Genomic DNA, 12,844 nt, shown 5'->3' on the forward strand with positions numbered 1-12,844 from the left:
CTAGCGCCTCAGTCTGACACTCGCAGTCCGCGGGCCACCTCGGTCGCGGTGAGCTTGCCCGACACGTTCTCGGGATCACCGGCGGCGAGCTCGGAGCGGGCGATGGCGGCGTACACCTCGGCGAAGCCCTCGAAGAGCGACCCGGACAGGCCTGCGGCGGCCTGCGCCGACGCGATCTCGCGCATCTCCGCGACGTAGCGGTGCGCTTTCGTCGCGGCCCGCGCCACGTCGGGCGGCGTGCCGAACTCGCCGCCGAGATCGGCCATGACGGTATCGAGCACGCCGTAGTGCTCCGCCGACGCCATCGCCTGCGCGAGCAGCCCCATCAGTCCCTTGTAGACCGACGCGGTCGACATCTTCACCGCGCTCGCGGCTCCGGCGGGCCCGGCGACGACGATCGGGGTGACATCGCGCCAGCTCAGCGCCGCGACCTCGGTGGCGCGGGGGCCGGAGAGGTAGATCCGCGCACCCGGCTTGACCAGCGGCGGCGGCCCGGAGATCGAACCGTCCACCAGGTCCAGCCCGGCTTCGGCGAGGATGCCGACCAGGTCGGCGACGGTCGCGGGGGAGGTGGCGTTGAGGTCGGCGATGAGCGGCCGGGCGCCGGTGGCGGTCGCGGCCACCGCGATGCTCCGGGCCGCGTCGCGCGCCGCGCCCGGCGGCGTCACGACCAGCACGACCTCCGCGCGTTCGAGCACGTCGGCGAGGTGCGGCAGCACGGTGATCCCGGCTTCCCCGACCAATCCGGCGGTACGCCGGGAGCGCCCCGCCAGCGACGTCGCCACCTCATGCCCGCCCCGGCGCAGCACGGCGCCGAGACTGGACCCCATGTGCCCGGCCCCCACCAACCCGATCATGCCCGCCATCATAGGCCCGCCGCCCGTCGTCACGTTTTGCAGCAAAGCGTGCCCATTTCCCGCGGCGAGGCCACGCTTTGCTGCAAAGCGTGACGGGTCGTGGCGGTCAACGCTGCGGCGATCTTGCATGCCTGACCAGGTCCAAGATCGCCGCAACCCGTGAAGAGTCGCGGCGATCTTGGCTGCCCCCACCGGAACGCTAGTCGTGGGCGATGGCGCCCAGGACGTTGATGCGGGCGGCGCGGATCGACGGGACCACGCCCGCGATCACGCCGATCACTGCTGCCAGGCCGACATACACGCCCAGCTGGTCCCAGGGCAGGGCGAAGGTGCTGAACCCGTCGTCCTTGAAGGCCCGCACCGCCGCCGCGCCGAGTCCGATGCCGACACCCATGCCGAGCAGCGCGCCGAAGACCGAGATCAGCACCGCCTCGGCCGTGATCATGCCGGTACTCTGCAGCCGGCTCAGACCGACCGCCCGGAGCAGGCCCAGCTCCCGGGTCCGCTCCAGCACCGACAGGGCCAGGGTGTTCATGATGCCCAGCGCCGCGATGAGGATCGCCAGCGACAGCAGGATCTGCACCATGCTCAGCATCGTGCCGATGTCGCCGGTCTCCTGCTGGATCATGCCGGCCCGGTCGACCGCGGTCACCTCGGGCGAGTCGACGAGCAGCTGCTTGACGAGCGGCAGCGTCTGCGCCACGGTGGCACCGGGCAGCAGCGTCAGGTACGCCTCCCGCGGCTGAGCGGTGTCGAAGGAGCTGCGCGCCGCCGACGGCAGCAGGTAGCCGTTGACGTACTCGGTCGCGGTGTAGACCCCGGCCACGGTGTAGGTGACGGGCTCGCCGCGTGTGGTGACGACGGTGATGGGAGATCCGACGTGCACCCCGGCTGCCGTGGCGGTCCGGTCGTCGACGAACGCCTGCTTCTCGCCGAGCGCGTCGAGGCTGCCCTCGGTCACGGCCAGGTCGAAGACCGTCTTCAACGCGGCGACGTCGCTGATCGCGGCGAGGCCCTCCCGCTCCCCATCGACCTCGCCGCCGCCGTACCAGACGCCGAGGACCTGGCCGATGCCCGGCACCGTCTTCGCCTTCTCCAGGACCGCCGCGTCGAAGGTAGGTGGCAGCGGACCGTTCTGGTCGCCGCCGATGTAGAGCTGGGCGTGGACCGTGTCCTCGGTGGTCTTGGTGAAGCTCACCGTCGCCGACTCCAGCACGACCCCGACGCTGGTGACGAGCGCTACGCCGATCATGAGCGCCGCGGCGGTGATGCCGGTACGCCGGGGGTTGCGTCCCGCGTTGCGCCGGCCGAGCTTGCCCGGCAGCCAGGTGCCGGTGAGCCGCCCGAGCGCCGCCACGACCGGACGGCTGATCAGCGGCGTGAGCAGCGCGACGCCGAGGAAGGTGGCGAGCGCGCCGCCGAGCACCGCCCAGAGCGTGTCGTCGCCGAACTTCCCGGCGAACCCGATGCCGAGCACCGTTCCGCCGGCCGCCATGACCACGGCACCGGCGATCGAGATCTTGGTGAGCGGCCGGTCCGGGGTCGCCACCTCCTGCAGGGCCGCCATCGGCGGGATCCGCGACGCCCGCAGCGCCGGCATCACCGCCGCCGCCATGGTGACGACGAGCCCCACGGCGAAGGAGCTGATCACGGCGCTCAGCGGCAGGTTGACTCCGGCGAGCTCGAGCCCGTCGGCGCCGTACTCGCCGAAGAGGTAGGCCATGAGCCGACCGACGCCGAAGCCGGCGGCGAGCCCGAGCACCGATGCGATCAGGCCGATCGCGACGGCCTCGGTGAGCACGGACCCGATCATCTGGCGGCGGCTGGCGCCGACCGCCCGCATCAGCGCGAGCTCTTTGGTTCGCTGCGCGACGACGATCGAGAAGGTGTTGAGGATGAGGAACGTGCCGACGAACAGCGCCACCCCGGCGAAGCCGAGCAGCACGTTGTTGAAGATGTCGAGCACCGAGGCGAAAGCCGCAGCCGCCTCGGCGCCCAGCTCCTCGCCGGTCTTGACGGAGTATTTCGGGCCGAGCTTCGCCGCGATCGCGTCCCGCAGCGCCGCCGGAGTGGTCCCGTCGGCGGCGGTGACCGTGATCGAGGTATAGACGCCCTGCTCACCGAGCATCAGCTTCTGCGCGACGGGCTCGGTGAAGGAGACCGACTGGCTGCCGCCGAGGGTGTCGCGGCCACCGCTGTAGCCGTAGATCCCGACGAGCGTGAAGACCTGCTTCGGCTCGCGGGTCAGCACGCCGACCTGGTCACCGACCTTGATCCCGGCCTTCGCCGCGAGGTCGGCGTTGACCGCGATCTCGTTGTCGGCGGTCGGCCCGCGACCTTCCCGCAGCTTGACCAGCTCGTTCTCGCCGGTCCAGGACTCGCCGATGCGCGGCGGGCCGAAGGAGTTGACGACCTTGCCGTCGGAGCCGATGACGCGGGCGCCGTCGGCTCCGACCTCACCGACCGCCTTGGCGACGCCGGGGACCGACGTGACCTCGGCGAGGGTGCTCATCGGGATGGAGCGCTGGCCCACCATGCCGCCCTCCTCGTCGTCGGGACCGCCGGCGCTCTGACCGGCCGCGCCGACCTGGACGTCGACCGTGGAGTAGATGCCCCGGAAGAGGTCGTCGAAGGAGCGGCTGAGGGTGTCGGTGAGCACGAACGAACCGGAGACGAACATGACGCCGAGCACCACGGCGAGCGCGGAGAGGGTCAGGCGCAGCTTGCGGGCGAGCAGGCTCTTGAGGGTGGCGCGCAGCATCACTGCTCCCCGGAGATGCGCTTGATCGTGTCGAGCACGCCGGAGGCGGTCGGGCTGGTCAGCTCGTCGACGATCTGGCCGTCGGCGAGGAAGATGACCCGGTCGGCGTAGCTCGCCGCGTTGGGGTCGTGGGTGACCATGACGATCGTCTGGCCGAACTCGCGTACGGACTGCTGGAGGAACTTCAGCACCTCGGCGCCCGACTTGGAGTCGAGGTTGCCGGTCGGCTCGTCGGCGAAGATGACCTCGGGGCGGCTGACCAGTGCCCGGGCGCAGGCGACGCGCTGCTGCTGGCCGCCGGAGAGCTGCGACGGCCGGTGACCGAGCCGGTCGCGCAGGCCGACGGTGTCGATCACGGTGTCCCACCACTGCGGGTCGGGCTTGCGTCCGGCGATGGCGAGCGGGAGCAGGATGTTCTCCTCGGCCGTCAGCGTGGGCAGCAGGTTGAACTGCTGGAAGATGAAGCCGACCTGCTCGCGGCGGAGTTTGGTCAGGCCCTTGTCGCCGAGTCCGGTGAGCTTCGTTGCTCCGATGTGGACGTCGCCGCGGGTGACGCTGTCGAGCCCGGCGAGGCAGTGCATCAGGGTGGACTTGCCGGACCCCGATGCGCCCATGATCGCCGTGAAGCGACCGCGTTCCAGCTCGACGCTGACCCCGCGCAAGGCGATGACCTGGGCCTCGCCGGAGCCGTAGACCTTCCATACGTCGACGGCGCGGGCAGCTGCGGTGGCCCTGGTGGCGGCGGCCTGGGGTGCGAGTGACGGTGCAGTCGTCACGGGTGTCACCGGTCCTTCACGAAGTGGTGGTCCTGCCGAGCGGGAATCGTTCGGCAGGCCCTCACATCGTGCGATTCAGTGCACCCCAGAAGCATCGGGAAAGCACCCCGAGCTATCCACGAGGAGGCGCCTCAGGGTTGCCCCTGACTGCTAATGCGGCAGATCCACACCCTCCACCGCTACTCGTACGCGATGGCGTCCAGCACGTTGAGCCGCGATGCCCTGATCGCGGGCAGGATCGCCGCGATCACGCCGGTCACGATCGCCAGGATCAGGGTGATCAGCAGATAGCCCCACGGCACCGTCAGCTTGAGGAAGTCCGTGTCCAGGATCTTGATCAGGGCGAGCCCGATGAAGGCGCCCAGCACCACCCCGAGAAGCGCGCCGAAGACCGAGATGAGGACGGACTCGACCGTCACCATCCACGAGGTCTGCCCCCGGGACAGGCCGATCGCCCGGATGAGCCCGATCTCCCGGGTCCGCTCGTAGATCGACAGCAGCAGCGTGTTGATGACGCCGAGCACCGCCACCAGGATCGCGAGCCCCAGCAGCACCCAGATGATCGCCAGCAGCACGTTGAGGAAGGTGGTGATCTGGCTGAGCTGCTCCTCCTGGCTGGTCACCGTGAGCTCCGGGTTGTCGGCGAAGAGCTTCTCCAGCTGCGCCTTCACGTCGTCGACGCTCGCACCGTCGGCGACCTCGACATAGGCCTGCTGCGCCACCGGCGAGCTGAACCCGGCCGCGTCGTCGGGGTTGAGCAGCGGCGATCCCTGGACCACCGTGTTGGGCTGGAGGATCGCGACGACCTTCTCGGTCTGCGGCCCGCCGCGGGCGGTGATGATGTCGACCGTGCCGCCGACCGTGGCGTCGAGCCGCTTCGCGGTGTCGGAGTCGAGGATGATCTCGCCCTTGGTGAGCGGCCGGATCGTGCCCGACTGCGGCTTGAGGGTGAAGAGCTCCTGCATCGCGACGGGGTCGCCGGAGAGGATCTGGGCATCGGCGCCGCCGACCTTCGCCACGTCGGCGCGGACGGCTGCCGCCTGGCGTACCCCCGGGATTGCTCTGATCTGGGTTTGGAGGGCGGGATCGAAGCCGGCGGTGAAGCCGCCCGAGAAGCCGCCGGAGACGATGAGCTGGGCCTTGACGTCGCTGGTGAACGCCTCGGTGAGCCCGGCCTTCGCCGACCAGGCGAAGATGCCGGCCGCCGTCGCCAGGGTCACGCCGATCATGAGCGCGGCGGCGGTGATCGCCGTCCGCCGGGGATTGCGCCCGGTGTTGCGGGCGCCGAGCCGGCCGGCGACGCTGCCGCTGAAGACCGCGCCGAGCGCCCGCGTGATCGGCCGGGTGAGCAGCGGAGCGAGCATGACCGCGCCGATGAAGGCGAGCAGCGCGCCGCCGCCGACGCTGAGCCACAGCTGCCCGTCGATCGCCTTGGTCATCTTGAGGACGAGCAGGAGCACGCCGAGCGCGAAGAGCACCCCGCCGATGATGCTCATCGTGCGCAGCGACTTGTCCGGCGTCGACGCCTCGCGCATCGCCGCGATCGGCGGGACCTGCGCGGCGCGCAGTGCCGGGACCAGGGCGGCGACCACGGTGAAGAAGGTGCCCACGAGCAGCGTCACGATCACGACATAGGGCTTGATCACGACGCCGCTGACCGGCAGATCGGTGTTGGCGAAGCTCTGCAGGAGCTGCTTGAGCAGGTAGCCCAGGCCGATGCCGATGATCAGGCCGATCAGCGACGAGGCGAGCCCGAGCAGCAGCGATTCGGCGAGCACCGCCCGGTTGACCTGGCCCTTGGAGGCGCCGAAGGAGCGGTAGAGCGCCAGTTCCCGGGTCCGCTGCGCCACCAGCATCGAGAACGTGTTGAAGATGAGGAACGCGCCGGTGATCATGCCGATGACGGCGAAGACGGTCAGCGCGGTCTTGAGGATGTCGGTGAAGCCGCTCGTCGCGCTGGCCTGGTCCTTGGCGGCCTCGTCGCCGGTCTTCACGTCGTAGTCGGGTCCGGCGACGGCGACGACCCGCTGCTTGAGCTGGTCCGGGCTGACCCCGTCGGCGGCGGTGAGGTCCACGCTGGTGTAGACGTCGGGCTTGCCGAGCATCAGCTTCTGCGCCGTCGGCATCGTGAACGCCACCGAGGTCTCACCGGCGAGGCTGTCGCGGTCGCCCTCGTACCCGAAGATCCCGACGAGCGTGAACGACTGCCGGGGCTCCAGGGTGATCACGTCGACGGTGTCGCCGACGACGAAGCCGGTCGTCTTGGCGAGGTTCGCCGAGATGGCGATCTGCGACGGTGTGGTGGGCGCGGCACCTTGGCGGATCTGGGCCAGCCCGCCGTCGGTCCAGCCGATGCCGAACCGTGGCGCGCCGGTCGTCGGCACGACCTTGCCCTTCTTGTCGATCACCCGGGCGCCGTCGGAGTTGACCTGCGGGGTCGATGTCCGCACGCCGTCGACCTTGCCGACGGCGTCGGCGACCGACTGCGGCACGAAGGTGCTGATGACGTTGGTGCTGTCGGCGGCGGCGTTCTGCTTCGCGGTGACCTGCACGTCGATGTTCTGGTTGATCGTGGTGAACAGGTTGCTGAAGCCGGCCGCGATCGTGTCGCCGCCGACGAACGCCGCCGACATGAACATGGTGCCGAGCACGATCGCGAGCGAGGAGAGCAGCAGGCGCAGCTTGTGCGACAGGAGCCCGCGCAGCATCGCCCTAAACATCGGCGCCGCCGTTCTCGGCGGCGCGGTCGGCGGCCTCGGCCTGGATCCGGTCCATGTTGCGCATCTTGTCCAGCACCGCGTCGGGGGTCGGTCCGGTGAGCTCGTCGACGATCTGCCCATCGGCGAGGAAGACGACCCGGTCGGCGTAGCTCGCCGCAGCCGGATCGTGGGTGACCATCACGATCGTCTGGCCGAACTCGCGTACCGAGCGCTGCAGGAACTTCAGTACCTCGGTGCTGGAGCGGGAGTCCAGGTTGCCGGTCGGCTCGTCGGCGAAGATCACTTCCGGGCGGCTGACGAGGGCCCGGGCGCAGGCGACGCGCTGCTGCTGGCCGCCGGAGAGCTCGGTCGGGCGGTGCTGGAGGCGGTCGCGCAGGCCGACCGTGTCGAGCACGATGTCGTACCACTCCTTGTCCGGCTTGCGTCCCGCGATCGCGAGCGGCAGCAGGATGTTCTCGTCGGCGGTGAGGGTGGGCAGCAGGTTGAACTGCTGGAAGATGAACCCGATCTTCTCCCGGCGCAGCTTCGTCAGGCCCGCGTCGCCGAGCCCGGTCACGACGGTGTCGCCGATGGAGACCTGGCCGGCGCTGACGGTGTCGAGCCCGGCGAGGCAGTGCATCAGGGTCGATTTCCCCGACCCGGACGGTCCCATGATCGCCGTATAGCGCCCGCGTTGGAAATCCGCGCTCACCCCGCGCAACGCGTGGACCTGCGCTTCTCCGGTCCCGTAGACCTTCCAGACCTCGCTGGCCCGGGCCGCCACTTCCGGCATGGTCGTGCTCTGCGTCATAGAGCCGATCATGCCCCAGCGAGCTCCCAGACCAGGGCAAAAAAGACAATTCCTAGTTGGTACGCGACCGAGCCGCCTCTGCCGAACGCCTCAAGATCGCCGCAACTCTTGAAGAGTTGGTCCTAACGGGGTTCTTAGGACCAACTCTTCAAGAGTTGCGGCGATCTTGGGTCGCGGTGATCTCGAGTGTGGTGGCCCTGATTCGGCTAGTGGTCGCCGGAGATGCGCTTGATGGTGTCGAGGACCGTGTCGGCGGTGGGTTCGCGCAGCTCGTCGACGATCTGGCCGTCGGCGAGGAAGATCACCCGGTCGGCGTAGCTCGCCGCGTTGGGATCGTGGGTGACCATGACGATCGTCTGGCCGAAGTCGCGGACCGAATCGCGCAGGAACCCCAGCACCTCGGCGCCCGCCCTGGAGTCGAGGTTGCCGGTCGGCTCATCGGCGAAGATCACCTGCGGGCGGCTGACCAGTGCCCGGGCGCACGCCACCCGCTGCTGCTGGCCGCCGGAGAGCTGCGACGGCCGGTGACCCAGCCGGTCGCGGAGCCCGACGGTGTCGATCACGGTGTCCCACCACTGCGGGTCGGGCTTGCGTCCGGCGATGGCGAGCGGCAGCGCGATGTTCTCCTCGGCCGTCAGCGTGGGCAGCAGGTTGAACTGCTGGAAGATGAAGCCGACCTGGTGGCGGCGCAGGCGGGTCAGCCCGGCGTCGCCGAGCCCGGTGACCCGGGTGTCGCCGATGTGGACCTCGCCGCGCGTGACCGTGTCGAGCCCGGCGAGGCAGTGCATCAGCGTCGACTTGCCCGACCCCGACGGCCCCATGATGGCGGTGAACCGCGCCCGCTCCAGCTTGACGCTGACCCCGCGCAGGGCGATCACCTCGGCCTCGCCGGAGCCGAAGACCTTCCACACGTCGGTGGTCCGGGCGGCGATGACGGTCTCGGTCGACGTAGCGGTCACGGCGCCGACGATAGCTCAGTCCTATGGCTCCGTGCGGGCCGCCAGCTTCATCGTGCGGGCGTCCACAGCCGAGCCGTCGGCCTGCACCGGATAGGGCGGGGGAGTGCCGCCGAAGGCCGGGCAGAGGGCCTGATGGGCGCACCAGCCGCAGAGCTTGCTCGGCTTGGGCTGGAACTCCTGCGCCGCCTTCGCCGTCTCGATCGCCCGCCACAGCGCGATGAGGGTCTTCTCGAAGCGCTCCAGCTCCTCGGCGTCGGGGGTGTAGTCGCAGATCTCGGCATCCTTGAGGTAGAGCAACCGCAGCACCCGGGGCACCACACCCCGCGTGCGCCAGAGCACGAGGGCGTAGAACTTGAGCTGGAACAGCGCCCGCGCCTCGAAGGCCTCGCGGGGCGCACCACCGGTCTTGTAGTCGACCACCCGGAGGTCGCCACCCGGCGACACGTCGAGACGGTCGATGTAACCCCGGATCAGGAGCTGGTCGTCGAGGACCGCCTCGATCAGCGTCTCCCGCTCGGCGGGCTCCAGCCGACGCGGATCCTCCACAGTGAAGTATCCGCCGAGCAGGTCGCGAGTGGTCAGGATGAACGAGTCGTCGACCACGAGGCTGCCGAGCTCGGGCTGCTCCTCGACGAGCGCCTCCCAGGCGGGGGTCACCATCTCCTGCGCCGCCTCGGGTGTGCGCCGCTGCGCCGGGATGTCGAAGAGCCGCTCCAGCACCGCGTGGACCAGCGTGCCGCGCGCCTGCTCGGGCGTGGGCTGCTCGGGAATGCGGTCGATGCTGCGCAGCCGATAGAGCAATGGGCACGTTTTGAAATCGGCCGCACGCGAGGGCGACAGGGTCGGCAGGGGGCGCGGCTCACTCATGGCCACAGGGTAGATGAGTCGTACGACGAAACCCCGGAGCGCCGAGTGCGTAGCATGGCGGCGATGGAGACGGAACAGAAGGTTTCCCGCCCCGGCGTCGCGCTCGGACGGTTGTTTGGCTTCCCCCTGAGCCTGAGCCCCTCGTGGTTCATCATGGCGGCCCTGATCATGCTGAGCTGGGTGCCCGTCGTGCAGCGCCGCTTCGACGTCCCGGTCACCGCCGCGTTCGCCGTCGCGGCCGGCCTTGTCCTCTCCTTCTTCCTGTCCGTCCTGCTGCACGAGCTCGGCCACGCCTTCGTGGCCCGCCGCTACGGCGTCGGTGTGCGCGGCATCACCCTCGACTTCCTCGGCGGATACACCGAGATGGATCGGGAGGCGCCCCGGCCGGGCGTGGAGGTGGCCTACTCGCTGGCGGGTCCGGCCGTCTCCTTCATCCTGGGGCTCGGCCTCGGCGCCGCCTGGCTCGTCACCCCGAGCGGCAGCATCACCGGCCTCGTCGTCGGCCAGCTCGCCTTCAGCAACCTGCTCGTCGCCGTCTACAACTCGCTGCCGGGCCTGCCGCTCGACGGCGGCCGGGCGCTGCGGGCGATCGTCTGGGCGTCCAGCGGCAACCAGCACACCGGCACGATCGTGGCGGGCTGGGCCGGCCGGGTCGTCGCCATCGGCACGGTGCTCGCCGCGTTCTTCATGTACCAGGTGCTCGGTTGGTCGCTCACCTGGCTCCTCGTCGCCGGCCTCATCGCGCTCAGCCTGTGGCAGGGCGCGAGCGCCGCGATGGCGTACGCGAAGATCGCCTATCGCTATCCGCTGATCGACCCGGTACGCCTCGCCCGGCCGCTCTATGTCGTCCCGTCGGGCACCTCGCTCGCCGAGGCGTCCCGCCGGGCCGGGGTCGACGGCCGCTCCGCCGCCGCGCTCGGCGTCGCCGACAGCTCCGGCAAGCTCGTCGCGATCGTGCTCGCCGACGCCGCAGCGGCCGTTCCGGAGCAGCGCAGGCCCTGGGTGTCGGTGGAGACGGTCGCCAGATCGGTCGAGGGGATGCCGGTGATCGCCTCGGCGCTGCGGGGCGAAGAGGTGATCAACGCCGTCCGGGCGGACCCGGCCGAGGAGTTCCTCGTGACCACGGGGGAAGATGTGGTCGGCGTGCTGCGCCTCGCCGATCTCGTCCACCTGTTGGACCCACGCGCAAAGTGAGCAATTCAGTGACTGTTGAGACGACCTACCCTGCCCGCCGCGGTGCGTTCGCCCCCGGCGATCGGGTCCAGCTGACCGACCCCAAGGGGCGGATGCACACGATTGTCCTGGAACATGGCAAATCGTTCCACACGCACAAGGGAATCCTGGATCATGATTCTATGATCGGATTGCCCGACGGCAGCGTGGTGAACTCCAGCGGCGGCACGGCCTACCTGGCCCTGCGGCCCCTGCTCGCCGACTACGTGCTCTCGATGCCGCGCGGCGCCCAGGTCATCTACCCCAAGGACTCGGCGCAGATCGTCTCCATGGGCGACATCTTCCCCGGTGCGAAGGTGCTGGAGGCCGGTGTCGGCTCCGGCGCGCTCACCTGCTCGCTGCTGCGCGCGGTCGGCGAGCGCGGCGAGGTGCACTCGTTCGAGCTGCGCGAGGAGTTCGCAGCGGTCGCCCGCAAGAACGTCGCCGCCTTCTTCGGCAACGAGATGCCCAACTGGCACCTCACCATCGGCGACGTCGCCGACAACGGCACCGAGGGCTTCGACCGGATCATCCTGGACATGCTCTCGCCGCAGGACGCGCTCGACATGGTCGCCAAGTCGCTGCTGCCCGGCGGGGTCTTCATCGGCTACATCGCCACCACCACGCAGCTCTCCGACCTCGTCGAGGCGCTGCGCGAATACGGCGGCTTCACCGAACCGCTCGCCTGGGAGACGCTGGTGCGCGACTGGCACGCCGAGGGCCTCGCGGTCCGTCCCGACCACCGCATGATCGCGCACACGGCGTTCCTGGTGCGGGCACGCAAGCTCGCCCCGGGGGTCACCGCACCGCTGCGGCGTCGCAAACCCAGTAAGGGCATCGAGGCGTACCAGGCGAAGAAGGCCGTGGCTGCGGCCGGGGCCGCGGCGCTGGCGGCGGCCGAGCCGGTCGAGCTCGCGGAGATCTCGGAGTGAGCGGCGGCGCGGTCTTCCCGGACTGGTCGCCCTACCGCGACCTGGACGCGGCTGCCCGCGCCTACCTCCGCGACCCCGAGCTGGCGCTGGATTCACTCGACGGCGCCCTGCGCGGAGCGGAGGTGCTCGGGTTCACGCTGGAGCGCTTCGTCAACGAGTTCAACGGCGTCTGGCAGGAGGTCGTCGTCTGCGACGGGCAGCGTCTCATCCTGTGGCACGGTGAGGACACCGCGCCCGGTGACGGGCCCGTCGGATCGATGATCTCGTCGCTGCGCGTCGTGCCGCTCTCGGTCGTCACCGAGGTGGGTTGCCGCCGGCGCCTCACCCGCTCGGCCGCCGGCCAGCCGCGGGTCGACGCGGTCGACGTGTACGCACTGCTGAGCTCCCTCGACGAGGGCCAGGGCGACACCGGCGGATTCCGCCATGACGCCCTGCGCTTCGGCAAGACGCTCGAGGACGGCGGCGCGGGACAGATCGCCCGGCTCGAGGAGTTCGCTCTGCTGATCGCCTCGCTGACCGGTCGACCCCTGCTCTAGTCCCGGTCGAGGATTATCTCGATCGTGCTCAATTTATGCGGCGATCTCCGCGCGCAGCGCCTCGCGGTCGTCCTCGGCGAGCGGCGTGGCGTCGCCGTCGGCGCGTCGCAGGTGGATGCACTCGCCCGGGCAGTCCTTGATCGCGTCGAGCACGTCGAGGCGCAGATGCACCGGGACCGGCACCGTCGCGCCCGTCGCGAGCTGCAGTTCCCCGGCGTCGTTCTTGACGTAGGCGAGCCCGTCGACGTCGAATTCGAAGACCTCAGGAGCATACTGAGCGCACAAACCATCGCCTGTGCATAGATCTTGATCAACCCAGACGTGAAGCTCGTTGTCGCTCGCCATGCCCCGACCGTACCGCACTGCGAGATCACAATTGTTGACGGCCGTGTCGGAGGGGTTTCCTTAGGGCTAGGAGCGGCTAGTGTTAAGGC

General features: G+C 70.0%; 11 protein-coding genes. 3 read left to right on the top strand and 8 right to left on the bottom strand.

All coding sequences use genetic code 11. The features are described from left to right. Positions 1-8: 8 nt before the first annotated feature. From F4553_RS35880 to F4553_RS35910, 7 genes are all read right to left on the bottom strand, one after another. Positions 9-857, bottom strand: coding sequence for an NAD(P)-dependent oxidoreductase (locus F4553_RS35880; protein ID WP_246467570.1), 849 nt, complete (start codon positions 855-857; stop codon positions 9-11). A gap of 199 nt (positions 858-1,056) precedes the next feature. Then, entirely contained in the window at positions 1,057-3,618 is a 2,562-nt protein-coding gene (locus F4553_RS35885; protein ID WP_184845461.1) for an ABC transporter permease, read from the bottom strand. Beyond that, positions 3,618-4,394 (bottom strand): ABC transporter ATP-binding protein, encoded by a 777-nt coding sequence (locus F4553_RS35890; protein ID WP_184845463.1) that lies wholly within the window; start codon positions 4,392-4,394, stop codon positions 3,618-3,620. The genes F4553_RS35885 and F4553_RS35890 overlap by 1 nt, the downstream gene beginning before the upstream one ends. A gap of 179 nt (positions 4,395-4,573) precedes the next feature. After that, entirely contained in the window at positions 4,574-7,102 is a 2,529-nt protein-coding gene (locus F4553_RS35895) for an ABC transporter permease (RefSeq protein WP_184845465.1), read from the bottom strand. A gap of 4 nt (positions 7,103-7,106) precedes the next feature. Further along, positions 7,107-7,904: an ABC transporter ATP-binding protein gene (locus F4553_RS35900; protein WP_184845467.1), complete on the bottom strand. Its 798-nt coding sequence runs from the start codon at positions 7,902-7,904 to the stop codon at positions 7,107-7,109. Between the two features lie 206 nt (positions 7,905-8,110). Further along, positions 8,111-8,863 (bottom strand): ABC transporter ATP-binding protein, encoded by a 753-nt coding sequence (locus F4553_RS35905; protein WP_184845469.1) that lies wholly within the window; start codon positions 8,861-8,863, stop codon positions 8,111-8,113. Between the two features lie 21 nt (positions 8,864-8,884). Continuing rightward, a complete protein-coding gene (locus tag F4553_RS35910) occupies positions 8,885-9,730 on the bottom strand; it encodes a RecB family exonuclease (RefSeq protein ID WP_184845471.1) in 846 nt (281 codons plus the stop codon). 63 nt (positions 9,731-9,793) lie between these two features. On the opposite strand from F4553_RS35910, the gene F4553_RS35915 reads away from it, so the two are divergent. Genes F4553_RS35915 through F4553_RS35925 form a run of 3 tightly spaced genes read left to right on the top strand, consistent with a single transcriptional unit; the run spans position 9,794 to position 12,410 of the window. Beyond that, positions 9,794-10,924, top strand: a complete 1,131-nt coding sequence (locus F4553_RS35915; RefSeq protein ID WP_246467571.1) for a site-2 protease family protein — start codon at positions 9,794-9,796, stop codon at positions 10,922-10,924. Next, entirely contained in the window at positions 10,921-11,874 is a 954-nt protein-coding gene (locus F4553_RS35920) for a tRNA (adenine-N1)-methyltransferase (protein ID WP_184845473.1), read from the top strand. Before F4553_RS35915 ends, F4553_RS35920 begins: the two co-directional genes overlap by 4 nt. Further along, complete coding sequence (locus tag F4553_RS35925; RefSeq protein ID WP_184845475.1) at positions 11,871-12,410, top strand: hypothetical protein; 540 nt, start codon at positions 11,871-11,873, stop codon at positions 12,408-12,410. The genes F4553_RS35920 and F4553_RS35925 overlap by 4 nt, the downstream gene beginning before the upstream one ends. A gap of 33 nt (positions 12,411-12,443) precedes the next feature. On the opposite strand, the gene F4553_RS35930 is transcribed toward F4553_RS35925, so the two are convergent. Next, positions 12,444-12,755: a ferredoxin gene (locus tag F4553_RS35930; protein WP_184845477.1), complete on the bottom strand. Its 312-nt coding sequence runs from the start codon at positions 12,753-12,755 to the stop codon at positions 12,444-12,446. Between the last annotated feature and the right edge of the window lie 89 nt (positions 12,756-12,844).

Source organism: Allocatelliglobosispora scoriae (genome assembly GCF_014204945.1).
GTDB lineage: Bacteria > Actinomycetota > Actinomycetes > Mycobacteriales > Micromonosporaceae > Allocatelliglobosispora > Allocatelliglobosispora scoriae.

Bases quoted from the DNA above. Each gene is read 5' to 3' on its own strand.
- F4553_RS35930 (WP_184845477.1), bottom strand. From the start codon at position 12,755: ATGGCGAGCGACAACGAGCTTCACGTCTGGGTTGATCAAGATCTATGC.
- F4553_RS35910 (WP_184845471.1), bottom strand. From the start codon at position 9,730: ATGAGTGAGCCGCGCCCCCTGCCGACCCTGTCGCCCTCGCGTGCGGCC.
- F4553_RS35900 (WP_184845467.1), bottom strand. From the start codon at position 7,904: ATGACGCAGAGCACGACCATGCCGGAAGTGGCGGCCCGGGCCAGCGAG.
- F4553_RS35915 (WP_246467571.1), top strand. From the start codon at position 9,794: ATGGAGACGGAACAGAAGGTTTCCCGCCCCGGCGTCGCGCTCGGACGG.
- F4553_RS35885 (WP_184845461.1), bottom strand. From the start codon at position 3,618: ATGCTGCGCGCCACCCTCAAGAGCCTGCTCGCCCGCAAGCTGCGCCTG.
- F4553_RS35895 (WP_184845465.1), bottom strand. From the start codon at position 7,102: ATGCTGCGCGGGCTCCTGTCGCACAAGCTGCGCCTGCTGCTCTCCTCG.
- F4553_RS35880 (WP_246467570.1), bottom strand. From the start codon at position 857: ATGATCGGGTTGGTGGGGGCCGGGCACATGGGGTCCAGTCTCGGCGCC.